At 66.5% G+C, this 14,709-nt stretch carries 16 protein-coding genes, 1 tRNA gene and 1 pseudogene; 11 read left to right on the forward strand and 7 right to left on the reverse strand.

The window, feature by feature from the left end; genetic code table 11:
- The first annotated feature begins 26 nt into the window (after positions 1-26).
- The 5 genes from glp (at position 27) to A5752_RS15495 (ending at position 3,996) form a co-directional block, all read left to right on the forward strand.
- Positions 27-1,283 carry a molybdotransferase-like divisome protein Glp gene (gene glp, locus A5752_RS15475; protein WP_067087151.1) on the forward strand — a complete coding sequence of 419 codons (1,257 nt, stop codon included), beginning with the start codon at positions 27-29 and terminating at the stop codon, positions 1,281-1,283.
- A gap of 16 nt (positions 1,284-1,299) precedes the next feature.
- A complete protein-coding gene (locus A5752_RS15480; RefSeq protein ID WP_082963911.1) occupies positions 1,300-1,953 on the forward strand; it encodes a GNAT family N-acetyltransferase in 654 nt (217 codons plus the stop codon).
- A gap of 223 nt (positions 1,954-2,176) precedes the next feature.
- A complete protein-coding gene (gene sepX, locus A5752_RS15485) occupies positions 2,177-3,187 on the forward strand; it encodes a divisome protein SepX/GlpR (protein ID WP_067087156.1) in 1,011 nt (336 codons plus the stop codon).
- Between the two features lie 62 nt (positions 3,188-3,249).
- Positions 3,250-3,322, forward strand: a tRNA-Ala gene (locus A5752_RS15490).
- Between the two features lie 110 nt (positions 3,323-3,432).
- Positions 3,433-3,996 (forward strand): DUF302 domain-containing protein, encoded by a 564-nt coding sequence (locus A5752_RS15495; protein ID WP_082963908.1) that lies wholly within the window; start codon positions 3,433-3,435, stop codon positions 3,994-3,996.
- 157 nt (positions 3,997-4,153) lie between these two features.
- Here the strand turns inward: A5752_RS15495 and A5752_RS15500 are convergent, their stop codons facing one another.
- Complete coding sequence (locus tag A5752_RS15500) at positions 4,154-4,954, reverse strand: SDR family oxidoreductase (RefSeq protein WP_067087159.1); 801 nt, start codon at positions 4,952-4,954, stop codon at positions 4,154-4,156.
- A gap of 52 nt (positions 4,955-5,006) precedes the next feature.
- Positions 5,007-5,627: a superoxide dismutase gene (locus A5752_RS15505; protein ID WP_067087162.1), complete on the reverse strand. Its 621-nt coding sequence runs from the start codon at positions 5,625-5,627 to the stop codon at positions 5,007-5,009.
- Positions 5,628-5,975: 348 nt separating this feature from the next.
- Here A5752_RS15505 and pat point away from each other — a divergent pair, with 348 nt between their 5' ends.
- Together pat and A5752_RS15515 are read left to right on the forward strand one after the other, a co-directional pair.
- Positions 5,976-6,974 carry an acetyltransferase Pat gene (gene pat, locus A5752_RS15510; RefSeq protein WP_067087165.1) on the forward strand — a complete coding sequence of 333 codons (999 nt, stop codon included), beginning with the start codon at positions 5,976-5,978 and terminating at the stop codon, positions 6,972-6,974.
- Positions 6,974-7,792, forward strand: coding sequence for a shikimate 5-dehydrogenase (locus tag A5752_RS15515; RefSeq protein ID WP_197500632.1), 819 nt, complete (start codon positions 6,974-6,976; stop codon positions 7,790-7,792). The genes pat and A5752_RS15515 overlap by 1 nt, the downstream gene beginning before the upstream one ends.
- 1 nt (position 7,793) lies before the next feature.
- Here A5752_RS15515 and lpqN read toward each other — a convergent pair whose 3' ends face one another.
- Complete coding sequence (gene lpqN, locus A5752_RS15520) at positions 7,794-8,501, reverse strand: envelope biogenesis lipoprotein LpqN (protein WP_067087213.1); 708 nt, start codon at positions 8,499-8,501, stop codon at positions 7,794-7,796.
- Positions 8,502-8,691: 190 nt separating this feature from the next.
- Here lpqN and A5752_RS15525 point away from each other — a divergent pair, with 190 nt between their 5' ends.
- Positions 8,692-10,422 (forward strand): PE-PPE domain-containing protein, encoded by a 1,731-nt coding sequence (locus A5752_RS15525; protein ID WP_231983427.1) that lies wholly within the window; start codon positions 8,692-8,694, stop codon positions 10,420-10,422.
- 7 nt (positions 10,423-10,429) lie between these two features.
- Here the strand turns inward: A5752_RS15525 and A5752_RS15530 are convergent, their stop codons facing one another.
- Positions 10,430-10,723 carry a hypothetical protein gene (locus A5752_RS15530; RefSeq protein ID WP_353612404.1) on the reverse strand — a complete coding sequence of 98 codons (294 nt, stop codon included), beginning with the start codon at positions 10,721-10,723 and terminating at the stop codon, positions 10,430-10,432.
- Positions 10,724-10,765: 42 nt separating this feature from the next.
- Between A5752_RS15530 and A5752_RS15535 the strand changes: the two genes are divergently transcribed.
- Together A5752_RS15535 and A5752_RS15540 are read left to right on the forward strand one after the other, a co-directional pair.
- Complete coding sequence (locus A5752_RS15535; RefSeq protein WP_231983428.1) at positions 10,766-11,455, forward strand: DUF5642 family protein; 690 nt, start codon at positions 10,766-10,768, stop codon at positions 11,453-11,455.
- Between the two features lie 29 nt (positions 11,456-11,484).
- Positions 11,485-12,147 carry a DUF5642 family protein gene (locus tag A5752_RS15540; protein ID WP_067087175.1) on the forward strand — a complete coding sequence of 221 codons (663 nt, stop codon included), beginning with the start codon at positions 11,485-11,487 and terminating at the stop codon, positions 12,145-12,147.
- Here the strand turns inward: A5752_RS15540 and A5752_RS15545 are convergent.
- Positions 12,144-12,740, reverse strand: coding sequence for an alpha-ketoglutarate-dependent dioxygenase AlkB (locus A5752_RS15545; RefSeq protein WP_067087177.1), 597 nt, complete (start codon positions 12,738-12,740; stop codon positions 12,144-12,146). The two genes, A5752_RS15540 and A5752_RS15545, sit on opposite strands and share 4 nt — an antisense overlap.
- 33 nt (positions 12,741-12,773) lie before the next feature.
- The gene (gene soxR / locus A5752_RS15550; RefSeq protein WP_067087180.1) at positions 12,774-13,208 is read right to left on the reverse strand and encodes a redox-sensitive transcriptional activator SoxR; all 435 of its coding nucleotides are present in this window, start codon (positions 13,206-13,208) and stop codon (positions 12,774-12,776) included.
- 37 nt (positions 13,209-13,245) lie between these two features.
- Between soxR and arcA the strand changes: the two genes are divergently transcribed.
- Positions 13,246-14,457: an arginine deiminase gene (gene arcA / locus A5752_RS15555; protein WP_197500638.1), complete on the forward strand. Its 1,212-nt coding sequence runs from the start codon at positions 13,246-13,248 to the stop codon at positions 14,455-14,457.
- 52 nt (positions 14,458-14,509) lie between these two features.
- Here arcA and A5752_RS28035 read toward each other — a convergent pair.
- A pseudogene (locus A5752_RS28035) lies at positions 14,510-14,709 on the reverse strand (hypothetical protein); the annotation flags it as partial.

Here is a 14,709-nt window from a genome sequence, read left to right on the forward strand (position 1 = left end):
GCCCCGACGCCATAGATAGGGGTGCAGTGCGTTCGGTCGAGGAACAGCAGGCACGAGTTGCGGCTGCGGCGGTTGCGCCGCGCCCGGTTCGGGTGGCGATTGCCGAAGCGCAGGGGTTGATGTGCGCCGAGGAGGTCGTCACCGAGCGTCCGTTGCCCGGATTCGATCAGGCCGCGATCGACGGATACGCGGTGCGCAGCGTGGATGTGCTCGGCATCGGCGACAATGGCGAGACAGAAGAGGCGTCCGACGGCGAAGTGAGCCTGCCGGTGATGGGTGTGATCGAGGCTGGCGCCCGGACCCCCAGCCGACTGCAGCCGCGGCAGGCCGCGCGCGTGCAGACCGGGGCTCCGATGCCGACGCTTGCCGACGCGGTGCTTCCGCTGCGCTGGACCGACGGCGGCGATGCGCGGGTGAAGGTGTTACGCGGTGTCCGGTCGGGGGCGTACGTGCGACGGACGGGTGACGACGTCCAGCCCGGCGATGTCGCGGTCCGGGCGGGCACGATTATCGGCCCGGCCCAGGTCGGCCTGCTCGCCGCGGTGGGCAGGGAACGGGTCCTGGTGCATCCGCGGCCGCGGCTGTCGGTCTTGTGCGTCGGCGGAGAGCTTGTCGACATCTCCCGCACGCCCGGCAACGGGCAGGTCTACGACGTGAACTCCTACGCGCTGGCCGCCGCGGGGCGTGATGCGGGCGCCGAGGTGAACCGGGTCGGCATCGTCGACACCGACCCGAAGCGGCTTCGCGAAGTGGTCGAGGGTCAGCTCAATCGCGCCGAGGTCGTCGTCATCGCCGGTGCGGTCGGCGGCGCGGCGGCCGAGGGCGTCCGCGCGGTGCTCTCCGAGCTGGGGGAGATGGAGGTGACCCGCATCGCCATGCACCCGGGGTCGGTGCAGGGGTTCGGTCAGCTCGGCCGCGACGGTGTGCCGGTGTTCCTGTTGCCCGCCAACCCCGTCAGCGCGCTCGTGGTGTTCGAGGTCATGGTGCGTCCGCTGATCCGGCTGTCACTCGGTAAGCGCCAGGCGCACCGGCGGATCGTTCAGGCGCGCGCACTGTCGCCGATCGAGTCGGTTGCGGGACGGACGGGATATCTGCGCGGTCAGCTAATGCGCGATCAGGACACCGGCGAGTACCTCGTTCAGGCGCTCGGCGGAGCGCCCGGCGCATCGCATCTGCTGGCCACGCTGGCCGAAGCGAACTGTTTGGTGGTCGTCCCCTCCGAGGCCGAACAGGTCCGCACCGGTGAGATCGTCGACGTCGCATTCCTGGCGCAACGCGGCTGATCCGCGCGGTGTCGACGTGAACCTGTGGCGGTCCAGTTCAATACACCCGGGTTGGCCCATGTCCGCCGGACCGCTGCGGGTGGCCGCCGGCGTCGTGCAGTTGCGTCCCATCCGGTTCAGAGACGGCGCGCAGTGGAGTCGTACCCGGCTGGCCGACCGGGCCCACCTGGAGCCATGGGAACCCGCCGCCGGTGCGGATTGGGAAACGCGCCACGCCATCACGTCGTGGCCCTCGGTGTGTTCGGGGCTGCGGTCCGAAGCCCGTAAGGGGCGGATGGTGCCCTTCGTGATCGAGCTGGACGACCAGTTCTGCGGGCAACTGACGATCGGCAACGTCACCCACGGGGCGCTCCGATCGGCGTGGATCGGCTACTGGGTGGCCAAATCGGTGAACGGCGGCGGCGTCGCGACGGCCGCCCTGGCGTTGGGTGTCGACCACTGCTTCGGCCCGGTCGGGTTGCACCGGGTCGAAGCGACCGTGCGTCCGGAAAACGCCGCCAGCCGTGCGGTTTTGGCGAAGGTCGGCTTTCGCGAGGAAGGGCTGCTTCGCCGGTATCTCGATGTCGACGGCGCCTGGCGCGATCACCTTCTGGTGGCCATCACGATCGACGAACTCACCGGATCGGCGGCCTCGGCGTTGGTGCGGCAGGGACGCGCCGAGTGGGCATAGCGCGGCGGACCTTCGCGAGATCTACGGCTGGGCTGTGCGGTCAGCAAAATCGCGACCCTGGCGTTCATCTCGCGGTATCCCGGACACGCCCGCTGTTACGAAAGTGACATTTGTGACTGTTGGTGCTTGTCTCCAGCGAATTACAGGTGTGTAATTGTCTCGGCGCGCCGCCCACGGATGCGCAGGTCACAGACCTAGCCTTTAGGGGAAAGGAGCAGGCGACATGCCAAGCATCCCCCAGTCCCTTCTGTGGATATCTCTCGTCGTTCTCTGGCTCTTCGTGCTCGTGCCGATGCTGATCAGCAAGCGCGACACCGTGCGCCGGACGAGTGACGTCGCGCTGGCGACGCGCGTGCTCAACAGCGGGCGCAACTCTCGACTCTTGAAACGGCGCGGCCCCGCCGCCGGGCACGCCAGCGATCCGGACTGGCGGCCCTCGGAAAACGACCTCGACGACGAGATCGAATCGGAATCGGAGCCCGTGGTGGGCCGGGCGGTCGTGCGCGCCGCCGCGGTTGGCGTCCGGGAGAAGGTGGAGCCTGACTACCTCGACGTGGACGTCATCGACGAGGATTCGGGCGCACTTCCCGTGGGCGAATCGGACCGGCAGGAAGCCGAAAAGGAAGAGCTCACACTGCAGTTCGACGAGGCGGCGGACGAAAGCGACGACCAGGCCGGCGATGAGGCCGTCGCCGAGGAGCAGGCCGTCGAACCCGAAGACGACGAGTACGAGACCGTCGACGATTCGTCCGGCCTCGAGGCACCGTCGGAAGCCGACTTGCGGATGGCCGACTCGCTGTCCGAAGCGCGCCGGCGTCGGCACGAGTCGAAGACCGCGGCCGCGGTGAGCGAACGTAAGTACAAGTTCCGCAAGCGGATGCTGACGGCGCTGGGCGTGCTGCTGGTTGCGTCGGCGGCTGCGGCGTTCACGCTGAGCCCGACGCTGTGGTGGCTGTGTGGCGCTGTCAGCGGCTTCACAGTGCTCTACCTCGGTTATCTGCGGCGCCAGACCCGGATCGAGGAGCGGCTACGGCGCAGGCGCGCGCAGCGCATCGCCCGTTCGCGGCTGGGTGTGGAGAACACCGACGACCGCGAGTTCGACGTGGTGCCCGCCCGTTTACGGCGTCCTGGTTCAGTCGTGCTGGAAATTGACGACGAGGACCCGATCTTCGAGCATCTGGACTACGCGCCGTTCGCCCGCCACTTCGACCTGCCGCGGGCTGCGGGTCAGTAGACCGAGGAGCGCCGTCGATTTTCGGCGGCCGTCCGGGGACTGGTAGCCTGCTACCGGTATCAGGGGCTATGGCGCAGTTGGTAGCGCGACTCGTTCGCATCGAGTAGGTCAGGGGTTCGATTCCCCTTAGCTCCACAGAGTTCGATCAGGTCAGGGCGGCCGTCGTCTGAGTTCAGTCCACACTACTCAGGAATATTCGGGGCCTGTCTCGGCTTGCACCTGGCAACAGGTGGAAGGCGGGCATCATGACCGATGGCAAATCCTCTCCCGGCCAACCCGACCCGGTGCGCAGAGCCGCCATCCGGCCGCGTGCGACCCGATTCGACGGGGTTCGCCTGCGATTCGACAGCGCAAAGAGTTTCGACGAGCTCGTCGCGGCCGTGCTCGCCGAGGTCGGTGATGAACGGGTGCCGATGGAGGAGATCGCTCGCCGGAACCCACGCTGGGACGACTTCGCGCGGGAAGTCGAATCTCACGAGGGTGCCACCGGTTTCATGCTGTTCGCGCGATGGGATCACGGTGGATGGCTCGCGAAGGCGGGTGTCCACAGGAAAGTGCTCCGCGTGGTGATCGGCAACCCGTTGATCGCGATCATGATGCTGCGCCACGATGCGTCTGCGGGGCTCTTCGCGCCGGTCGAGCTGCTGCTGACCGATGAAGCCGGCAACCACAGCGCGCTCACCTATGTGCAGCCGTCCTCGCTCATGGTCGTCGAACCCAACGAGCCGCTCCGGCGGGCGGCGACAAAGCTGGACGCAAAACTGGCCGCGTTCGCCTCGAAAGTCACCGGAGTTTCGGGCGCCGCGTAGCCGTCGCGTGATCTCGCCCTGTTTACCGCATCATGAAGTGGGGCACAGGTCGCGGCAGTGGGTGGCGATCGGTGAAGGTTGCATCGGTTCACCCGCGAAGCGGTCAGCGGGGTCAACCTCTTTGTTGAGCAGACAGCTCTGCCTCGCTGCCCGTCGCCTACTTGCTCGCAGTCGTGGCGAGTCCGCCGTCGACGGGGATGATCGCTCCGGTGAGGAAGGCGCCCGCACGGCTGGCGAGAAAGACGGCGATGCCGGCCATGTCGTCGTCGCGGCCGATGCGACGCAGCGGCGCGGACGCGGCGATCTCATCGCCGAACGCATCGAGGGTCGCGGCCATCATCTTCGACGGAAATGCTCCTGGCGCAACGGCGTTGACGGTGATGTGCTGCGGACCCAGCTCGCGGGCGAGCACGCGGGTGAGATGGTGGACCGCTGCCTTGCTGCTGCTGTACGAATACGTCGGAAGCTCGGGGACTCGGATGCCGTCGACGCTGCCGAGGTTGATCACCCGGGCCGGATCATCCGCGGTTCCGGCGGCGCGAAGTGCGGGCAGCAGCGCCTGAACGAGCCAGAACGGCGACTTGACGTTGACGTTGAGGATCTTGTCCCACGCGGAGTCGGGGAAGCTCTCCAGCGGCTCACCCCAAGTGGCGCCCGCATTGTTGACCAGGATGTGCAACGGGTCGCCGCCGCCGGTCACCTCTTCGGCCAGCCGTATGCATTCGTCGTGCCGCGACAGGTCTGCGGGAATGGCCTGGACCTGCCCGAACTGAGACAACTCGGCCTGTGCGCGCTCGCACGCGTCGGCCTTGCGCGAGCTGATCACCACGCTGGCGCCGGCCTGCAGCAGCCCGCGGCTCATCATCACTCCGATGCCGCTTGTGCCGCCGGTGACGAGGGCGCGCTTGCCGGTGAGGTCGAAAAGTTCTGTGTGCGTGCTGAACTGACCGTCACTCATCGGCAAGCGCCTCCATCGTCGTCTCCGCGGCGCGCGGCCGCCTCGACTGAGACTAGAAGATGAGGCCGGAGGCCTTGCTGGTGGCCGCGGCGAACCGGTTCTGCACGTCCTCCCAATTCACCACATTCCAGAACGCCTTGACGTAGTCGGCCTTCACGTTCTTGTACTGCAGGTAATACGCGTGCTCCCACATATCGACCTGAAGCAGCGGGATGATGCCCAGCGGCACATTGGCCTGCTGGTCGTAGAGCTGGAAGGTGAGCAACCGCTGACCGAGACTGTCGTAGCCGAGGACACCCCAGCCCGAGCCCTGCAGGCCGTTGGCGGCGGCGCCGAACTGCGCCTGGAACTTGTCGAACGACCCGAACTGGTCATCGATCGCGGCGGCCAGGTCGCCGGTCGGCTTGTCGCCTCCGTTCGGCGAGAGGTTCTTCCACCAGATCGTGTGGTTGACGTGCCCGCCGAGATGGAACGCGAGGTTCTTCTCATTGAGGAAGATCGCGGCGTGATCGCCGTTGGCGCGGGCCTCTTCGAGTTTGGCGATCGCGTCGTTCACGCCTTTGACGTAGGTGGCGTGGTGCTTGCTGTGGTGAATCTCGTTGATCTGGCCCGAGATATGCGGCTCGAGGGCGCCGTAGTCGTAGTCGAGGTCAGGCAGTGTGTACTCGCTCATGAAGTTCCTTTCTGTTGCGTCCGACGCTGTGTACCCGCGTTGCGCCGGAATCCACAGAGACCTCGGCGCCCGCGTCGCGGGGTTCGGCGAGCCTATGATCTAGGTATTTATCTGTCTACCTGTTCAGATGTTGTGCTAACTTGGTACTGCGGGCGGCCGCGGTCAACATCGATGCAGCACATCGTGTAGCGACTTGTCCTCCGAGGGTGGCGAGCGCCACGGCCGACCCGCGCCAATCCCCGCACTATTTGCTGTTCGGTCAATTGGGTGGTTGCCGCCCGGTTGGCTCGTCGCGGCACGCCGCCGCGTCGCTTGCCCGCCGCGACGAGCAGCCCGTAGCCTCGTGGCGTGGCCGGCCCGACCGGCGTTCGCGCCGACGAACTCACTGCGTTGGAAATTTTCGACGGCTATCGGGCCGAGGATCTCGTGCCGCTGGCCGCCCAACTGACCCCGCTCGACGCCGCTTCCGGCCAGGTTCTCATGCATCAGGATGAACTGGCGGTGTCCTTCTTGTTGATCGGGTCCGGCGCGGCCGAGGTCACGCACGTCGGAGACGGCGGACACGACACGGTCGCGAAACTCAGCGCGGGCATGATCGTCGGCGAGATCGCCCTGCTGCGTGACACGACCCGCACCGCGACGGTCATTGCCACTGAACCGGTGCGCGGTTGGGTCGGCGGACGCGAGGCGTTCGCGACGCTGCTCGAGATCCCGGGCATGCTCGACCGCCTGTTGAGCACCGCCCGGCAGCGCATGGCCGCCTTCGTCAGCCCCGTCCCGGTCAGGATGCGCGACGGAACCGAACTGCGCCTGCGCCCTGTGCTGCCCGGCGACAACGAACGGACCACCAAAGAGCCGGTGCAATTCTCGAGCGAGACGCTGTACCGGCGGTTCCAGTCGATGATCACCCCGAGCAAGTCCCTGATGCGCTACCTGTTCGAGGTCGACTACGAACACCATTTTGTCTGGGTGATGACCGACGGGCCCGACGGACCGGTGGTCGCCGACGCGCGCCTCGTGCGCGACGAGGCCGATCCGACGGTCGCCGAGGTCGCGTTCATCGTCGCGGACGCATATCAGAACAAGGGTATCGGGTCATTCTTGATGGGGGCTCTTGCGATCGCTGCGAAATTCCTTGGTGTACAACGCTTCACCGCGCGCGTGCTCATCGACAACTATGCCATGCGCACCATCCTCACCCGCTACGGTGCACATTGGCAGCGCGATGATCTCGGCGTGGTCACCACCACCATCGATGTGCCGAAGCCGACCGATCCGCCGTTCTCGGCGGAGCTGATCAAGGAGATCCGCGACATGGCCGCACAAGTCATCCGGGCAGTCGGCTGATGCGGGTGCCTCTGAGCAAGGACACCCGGCTGTGCATTTCGCTGGCGGGTCGGCCGAGCAATATCGGTACCCGATTTCACAACTACCTCTACGACCTGCTCGGGCTCGACTTCATCTACAAGGCCTTCACCACAACGGATCTCGCCGCGGCCATCGGCGGAGTGCGCGCGCTGGGCATCCGCGGTTGTTCGGTGTCGATGCCGTTCAAGCAGGACGTGCTGGCGCTGGTCGACGAGGTCGAGCAGTCGGCCCAAGCCATCCGAGCGGTCAACACGATCGTCAACGACGAAGGCAGACTCACCGCTTCGAACACCGATTACCTTGCCGTGCAGGCGCTTATCGCCGAACACGACATGCAACCATCGCAGTCGTTGCTGGTGTACGGCAGCGGCGGGATGGCCAGTGCGGTGGGAGCCGCCTTCCGCGATCTCGGATTCGATCGGGGGACCGTTGTGGCACGGAATGCCGAGAGCGGCCGCGCGTTGGCCGATCGGCTGGGCTACGACTATGCCCACGATGTCGGCTCGCGCACCGCCGATGTGCTGGTCAACGTCACTCCGCTCGGAATGGCCGGCGGGCCGGAAGCGAACGGAATGGCGTTCGGCGAAGCCGTGATCGCCAACGCGCACACCATATTCGACGTCGTCGCAATCCCATCGGAAACACCGCTCATCAGGGCCGCGCGCGGCGCGGGTATCGCGGTGATCACCGGTGCGGAAGTGATAGCGCTGCAGGCCGCCGAGCAGTTCGAGCGCTACACCGGGGTCCGGCCGACGGCCGAACAGGTCATGGCCGCTTCCGCGGTGTCGCGAGCCTGAGTCAGGGCGTGATCTTGGTCTGTTCGTCGATGACCGAGGTCGCGTCCATCAGCGCCATCATCTGATCCTCGCGGCCGTCGGCGTTGAGCTGCAGCACGAACAACCCGTCCTGGCCGGGGATCACGACGGTTTTCTGGGCGATTGCCCGCAGCACACCGTCCTTGGTGTACGTGCCACCGATCTGTACCGCCTCGAAATCCGAGAGCTTGGACGGCGAACCGTCCTCTGCCCCTTCGTAACCCGGCAGGTTCTTGATCTCACCGGGGGCGAACTCGAGGATCTTCGCGGGGTCGACGTTACCGGTGAGCTTCGACACCAGCGCGATGATGGTCGGGGGATCGTCGGCCATGGCTGGGTCATCGGAAACGATTGCCGCGTAAGCCCACTGCGGGGTGCGCGGTCCGGCGTCGCTCCAGCCGGGCGGGAAGGGAAGCTCGATGGTCGGCGAACCCGGGTCGCCGCGCTTGACCGGCGTCTCCTGGATCCCGTTATCGCGGATGTAGTCGACGATCGTGTAGTTCGCCCCTTGGGCGGACGCCGACGTCGGGGGCGCTTCGGACTTACTGGTTTCCGACGCGCTGGTCTCTTCCGATGTCGACGACTCGGACTTCGTCGATTCGGACTTGGTGTCGGAGCCGCAGCCTGCGAGGCCCAACCCGAGTGCGACCGCCGCGATTGCGATGACGCCGGCCCGCATAGTCGTGCTCATTTGCTCCTCCATCGGTTCGGTCTGCGCCGTAGCCTACGGGCGGCGTCCCGTGATTGCAGTCGAAAACGTGCGTAACGGCTGTTGCGCAGGGAAAAACATCGCTCCCAAAATTTTGCTACCGGGTTTGATCATGGTTAGCTGTGGGCAGGCTTTTGCGTGGCAGTCGGGGACGGGGCGAGAGGGAAACGCGATGCGGGGGCAAACTACGCGGCTGAAGGCGATGATGCGGTCGCTGGGAGCGATGGTTCTCGCGTTGCTCGCCGCGATCGCCCTGGCGGTGGCCTGGACGACCGCCACCGCGGTCCAGCTGGCGGCCAGCGCGCTGATCATCGGCGGTACCGAGCACCCGCTGGATTCGTCCGAAGACCCCGCCTACATCCAGCACTACCTGAACAACGCGGTCATGGGTTTCATCAACCCCGCTTCGGGCACCGCGACGACCAGCCCCGATGTGCCTCCGATCGAGGACGTCGACGGCAACGTCTATGCGGTCGTCTATCCCGCAGCGTTCTTCCCGGTGTTCGGAAGCAAGACTTTCGACACTTCCGTCGGTGAAGGCGTATCCAGCCTGAACGGATGCGTCCGCGGAAACAGCTCCTGCGTCTACAACAGCGATGCCAGCCAGAACGGTGAGGATCCTGGCGAGCCGGTGCTGCCCCCCGCCGCTCACGAGGACTACGTCATCTTCGGCTATTCCCAGAGCGCCGTGGTGGCCTCGTTGGTCAAGCGAGACCTGATCGCCAACCCGAGGGACGAAGGCGACGAGACGTCGTTCTTCCTGTTGGCCAATCCGATGCGCCCCAACGGCGGCATCCTGGCGCGCGGCCCCGAAGGTCTCACGATCCCCATCATCGGCATCACGTTCTACGGCGCAACGCCGACTAACACCTGCCAGGAGGGGCAGCAGTGCATGCCGACGGTCGACGCCGCCGCCCAGTACGACTTGATGGGTGGCGACGCACCCGCCAGCCTCACCAACGTGCTGGCCATCGCCAACTCGCTCGCGGCTTACTACTACCTCCACGGCAATCTGCAGGACGCCGACTTTGACGATGCGGTTTATCAGGGCTCACACGGCGACACCGACTACTACCTCTATCCGTCGAAGCGGCTGCCGATCCTGATGCCGTTCGAAGGCTTTGTGCCGTCGCCGATCCTGACGGCACTGGACGCGCCGCTTCGCGTGCTGATCGAGGGGGCTTACGCCCGCGACGTGAATCCCGGTGTCGCGACGAAGGTGGGCCTGCTCCCGTTCAGGAACCCGATCAAGACGGCGATCAACCTGGTGAAGTCGATCCCGACCGGTCTCGATGACGCGGCCGACGAAGTCGCCGACGTGCGACCTCTGGGTACGAAACCGACCACCAGCCCGTTCGGGGTCGGCGGTCCCGACCTTCCTGATCCGCCTCAGCCGAGCGACACCAACGCGCGAAGGATGGCGTGGTCGGGCACGCCCAGCCCAGAGCAGGCCGCCAACGAAGACAACGAACTCGTCGGCGAGGGGGCCTCGGGCGAACAACTCGAACAGGATCCGCCGGCAGACAACACGAGTGAGCTCGAGACCCCGACCACCCCCGGCGACGAGACGACGACGCTGCGCGGCCAAGCTGTGGTCGAAGAGGGCGTCAGCGGAGTGCCGGCCGAGAACTCCGGATCCGGTGTGCTCACGCCCAAGCCGCCGAAGGTTTCCGTCAAGCCCGCCCTGCCGAAGCTCCCGAAGTTGCCGAAGTTGCCGAAGTTGCGCGGACCCATCAAGTTCGACTCGCCCGTGCGGCTGGGCCCGTCGCCCACCGGCCGGCCGAACCGAACGGGAACCAGCGGCTCGCCGACGGAGTCGCAACCCGGCAACACCGACGCCGACCCGGCCGGCGCCGGCGCGAACCCCGGCGGAGGCGCCGGTGCAGAGAGTGCCGCTGCGTGACGGTGGATCAGCGGGAACAGTTGAGCGAGACCGTGATCGACCTGCTCACCACGACCGTGATGTACTCCCGATCCTTGCCCTTGCCGACTGCGAACGTTTGAGTCACTTCCTGCGGGTTGCGCACGCTGGTGACGATGCACTCGTTGATCGGTCCGCTGCCGACCCGGTCGATGACGACGTCGTAGCCCTGATCTTCCAATTCCGCGATCGTCCTCGGTGCGTCACCGGGTTTCACCGGTTGCGCGGCGGCTACCCCCGTCGGCACCAGAATGGCGCCCACCACCGCTGTCGTTGCTGTCACACTCCAAAGAGCACGCATGACAGCCTCCGTTCATGAGGGTTGATGTCACTACTTGTCGATCGCCGAAGGATCACCAACCGTTGCATCGTCGCGGCCGCGATGCTGCTGATCTGGACCAGCGCGTGCGGAAACTCTTCCGGCCCGTCGCCGGGCGACCAGTCGACATCCGAGAAGCCTCCACAAATCAACCCAGCCAGGATCGACAGGGCACGCACGTTCCTGCCCGACGGGTACGAGGTTTCCGACCTCGTGGGCCCCATCAGCCCGATCACCGCGTGGGGATACGGCGGGCGCTGGACCACTGACCCCGCGAGGTGCGCTGCGCTGGCCGACCCCGCCCCGGATGCGACGAGCACCGACGGCTGGACAGCATCAGGCCCCGGCGGCATCGTCTACGCCGTGGTCGCGAGCGCGCTTGGCGACGTCGACCAAGCGGTGCTCGACGAGTGCCATAAGTGGGCGGTCGAAAGCGGACGCACCACGGGAACCGTCGCCCTCGAATCCGCGCCGGCGATCGAGGACGCCTCGACCGTCGCGATGGCCACGTCGAGCAGGACCGTCGTCGAGGGCGGTACCGAAACTCGCGTGCACGCCGACACCGTCACGGCCTACCTTGGCGACCACGTCGCATTCGTCGCCGTCGTCACCGATCCCGGCTCGCCGAACCCGCAACTCGACTCGAAATTCGCCGCCCACCTCATGACCGAAACGGTGTCCGCGTTACGGGGCTGAGCGCTCGTCGGCCGGTACATTGTGCGGCGATGTCGAAGAGGGTCATGGCCGCGCTCGCGTGCACAACAGTGCTCACCGCCTGCGCAACCGGCGCATCGGGGGATGATCTGTCCACGGCAGACATCGCGCGCGTAAAGGATGTGCGGGCCAGCTTCGGACCCGACTTCAAGGTCACCGATGTCGGGCCGACCGGCATCGACCCTCGATTGCTCGCCCGGCAGCAGCTGCCCCAGGGGATGAAGTTCGAGCCTCCCGACTGTGCGTCGTTCGCCGATCAGCAGATGCTCCCCGAGGGCGCCAAGGGCAACATGGCCGCGACGACGGCCGAGGGCGAGGGCAACCGGTTCATCACGATCGCCGTCGAGACATCCGAGGCCGCGTCGGTGAACGCGCCCGCCGAGAATTGTCGCAAGGTCGGGTTCGCGGGCGGCGCGATGCGCGGGCTGGTGGAGGTCGTCGAGGCGCCGCAGATCGAAGGGGCGCAGACGTTGGGCACGCACCGAGTGGTGCAGACGAGGGTGGACGGCAAGCCGCGTACCGGCGAGTTGTACAACTACCTCGCCAGCTTCGGGCCCTTCCTGGTGATCGTCACGGCCAACCCGCTTGTGCTGCCCGACAAGCCCGTCGCGAAGGTCGATACCCAGCGCGCTCGTGACCTGCTTGTCGAAGCGGTCAACTCGGTCAAGGCTTAACGCACGTCGTGCGGACGGAACTGGATGCTGATCCGTGCGCCGACGGGCCGCGCCGTCTTCGGAATGGCGTGCTCCCACGTGCGTTGGCAGGAGCCGCCCATCACGAGCAGATCGCCGTGGGCGTGCTGCAGGCGTAGCGACTTACCGCCACCGCGCGGCCGGAGCGCGAACGTCCGCGTGGCGCCGAGCCCGATGATCGCGACCATGGTGTCCTCGGTGCTGCTGCGACCGATGGTGTCCCCATGCCAGGCGACGCTGTCGTTCCCGTCGCGGTACAGGCACAGCCCAGCCGTGGTGAACGGCTCACCGAGTTCGCCCGCGTAGGCGTCGTTGAGCCGACGGCGAAGTTGCTTGAGGCGGGGATGGGGCGGTGGGTCGTCGACCAGATTGTGGAAGCTGACCAGGCGGGGAACGTCGACGACGCGGTCGTACATCGGCCGGCGTTCGGCACGCCACGGGATGACCTCGGAGAGTTCGGCGAAAAGCTCGTCGGCATCGTCGAGCCACCCGGACCGGAAGTCGATCCAGGCCCCGTTGCCGAGTTGACGGCGTTCGGCGTGCTCGAACAGCGAGCTCTGAAGAGCCAGCTCCATGTCCGCGATCCTATCGCACAAGCGTTCGATGCGTCAGAGACGTACCGCGCCCGGCCCCTGGTCGGCGAGGACGTCACCGGGGTTGGTCAGGGCGCATGTCTTCAGGCTCAGGCATCCGCAGCCAATGCAGCCGGTCAGGTTGTCGCGCAGGCGCTGCAGGTGCAGGATGCGGTCGTCGAGGTCTTGGCGCCAGCCCGCGGACAGCCGCGCCCAGTCCTTGCTCGTCGGAATCCTGTCATCGGGCAGCGTGGCCAGCGCTTCGCGGATGCGGGACAGCGGAATTCCGAGCCGTTGCGACATCCGAATGAACGCGACGCGGCGCAGGGTCTCCCGCGCGTAGCGACGCTGGTTTCCGGTGGTGCGTCTGCTCTGAATGAGCCCTTCGCGCTCGTAGAAATGCAGCGCCGAGACGGCAACGCCGCTTCGGGCGGACATCTCGCCGGGAGTCAGCTCGTGAATCAACTCCATAACATCAACCATAGTTGAGGTGCCTCTGCGGGTTACGGTGCTAAATGTGACATTGGGCTGCGACTCCGAGGTGGGTCGGCTGAATGCGGTCATCCTGCATCGGCCCGGGGCCGAGTTGCAGAGGTTGACGCCCCGCAACAACGATGCGCTGCTGTTCGACGGCCTGCCCTGGGTGGCGCGCGCGCAGGAGGAGCACGACGCGTTCGCCGCGCTGCTGGTGGAGCGCGGTGTCGAGGTGATGCTGCTTGCGGACCTGCTGACCGAGGCGCTGTCGCACAGCGGCGCGGCCCGGATGCACGGGATCTCGGCAGCGGTCGATCCGCGGCGGCTGGGTCTGCCACTGGCACAGGAACTTTCGGCGTACCTGCGCTCGCTGGAGCCGGCGCCGTTGGCCCACGTACTGATGGCGGGTATGACGTTCAACGAGTTGCCGCTCTCGGGTGCGGACTTGTCGTTGGTGCGACGCATGCATCACGGCGGTGACTTCGTCATCGACCCGCTGCCGAACCTGTTGTTCACGCGTGACTCGTCGTTCTGGATCGGCCCGAGGGTGGCGATCACGTCGTTGGCGCTGCCGGCGCGGGTGCGTGAAACCTCGCTGACGGACGTGATTTACGCGCATCACCCTCGATTCCTCGGCGTTCGGCGAGCTTACGAGTCGCGGTCCGCACCCGTCGAAGGTGGCGACGTGTTACTGCTCGCGCCGGGGGTGGTGGCTGTCGGGGTGGGGGAGCGGACGACGCCTGCGGGTGCGGAGGCGTTGGCGCGCAGCCTGTTCGACGATGATCTCGCCCATACCGTGCTCGCGGTGCCGATCGCGCAGTCGCGAGCGCAGATGCATCTCGACACCGTGTGCACGATGGTCGATGTCGACGCGGTGGTGATGTACCCGCCTGTTGTGGATTCGTTGTCCGCGTTCACCATTCACCGCGACGGGAACGGCGGAGTGCGGATCGATGACGACCTGCCGTTCGTCGAGGCCGCGGCGACGGCGATGGGCATCGACAGGCTGCGTGTCATCGCGACGGGGTTGGATCCGGTGACCGCGGAACGCGAGCAGTGGGACGACGGCAACAACACGCTCGCGCTCGCACCGGGTGTGGTGGTCGCCTACGAGCGCAACGTCGAAACCAATGCGCGGTTGGCGGACGCGGGCATCGAAGTGCTGCCGATCCAGGCATCCGAACTGGGCACGGGTCGCGGCGGGCCGCGGTGTATGTCGTGCCCGGCCGGCCGCGACCCGCTGTAGCGATCCGCTCGTTTCTGCGCTGAGGGTTGCTTTTCGATCGAATCCGCAACCCTCAGCGCAATTTTCGCGGCGACCAGCCGCGCCGGGCGAACGCATCGTACGCGCGGAGCAAAATGAATCGCCTGCTGTGCTCCGCGACGATACGCAGGTCGATCCATCCTTCTCGCTCGAGCAACTCCGCGCGTCCGATGTCGTGGACGTACTGACCGCGGTCCTCGCTGTGATGTCGACCCTCGTAGTCGAAACCAACCT

Origin of the sequence: Mycobacterium sp. 852002-51961_SCH5331710, assembly GCF_001665535.1 — a bacterium.
Classification (GTDB): domain Bacteria; phylum Actinomycetota; class Actinomycetes; order Mycobacteriales; family Mycobacteriaceae; genus Mycobacterium.

Bases quoted from the DNA above. Each gene is read 5' to 3' on its own strand.
- sepX (WP_067087156.1), top strand. From the start codon at position 2,177: ATGCCAAGCATCCCCCAGTCCCTTCTGTGGATATCTCTCGTCGTTCTC.
- A5752_RS15495 (WP_082963908.1), top strand. From the start codon at position 3,433: ATGACCGATGGCAAATCCTCTCCCGGCCAACCCGACCCGGTGCGCAGA.
- A5752_RS15500 (WP_067087159.1), bottom strand. From the start codon at position 4,954: ATGAGTGACGGTCAGTTCAGCACGCACACAGAACTTTTCGACCTCACC.
- A5752_RS15505 (WP_067087162.1), bottom strand. From the start codon at position 5,627: ATGAGCGAGTACACACTGCCTGACCTCGACTACGACTACGGCGCCCTC.
- A5752_RS15515 (WP_197500632.1), top strand. From the start codon at position 6,974: ATGCGGGTGCCTCTGAGCAAGGACACCCGGCTGTGCATTTCGCTGGCG.
- lpqN (WP_067087213.1), bottom strand. From the start codon at position 8,501: ATGAGCACGACTATGCGGGCCGGCGTCATCGCAATCGCGGCGGTCGCA.
- A5752_RS15525 (WP_231983427.1), top strand. From the start codon at position 8,692: ATGCGGGGGCAAACTACGCGGCTGAAGGCGATGATGCGGTCGCTGGGA.
- A5752_RS15535 (WP_231983428.1), top strand. From the start codon at position 10,766: ATGTCACTACTTGTCGATCGCCGAAGGATCACCAACCGTTGCATCGTC.
- A5752_RS15540 (WP_067087175.1), top strand. From the start codon at position 11,485: ATGTCGAAGAGGGTCATGGCCGCGCTCGCGTGCACAACAGTGCTCACC.
- A5752_RS15545 (WP_067087177.1), bottom strand. From the start codon at position 12,740: ATGGAGCTGGCTCTTCAGAGCTCGCTGTTCGAGCACGCCGAACGCCGT.
- soxR (WP_067087180.1), bottom strand. From the start codon at position 13,208: ATGGAGTTGATTCACGAGCTGACTCCCGGCGAGATGTCCGCCCGAAGC.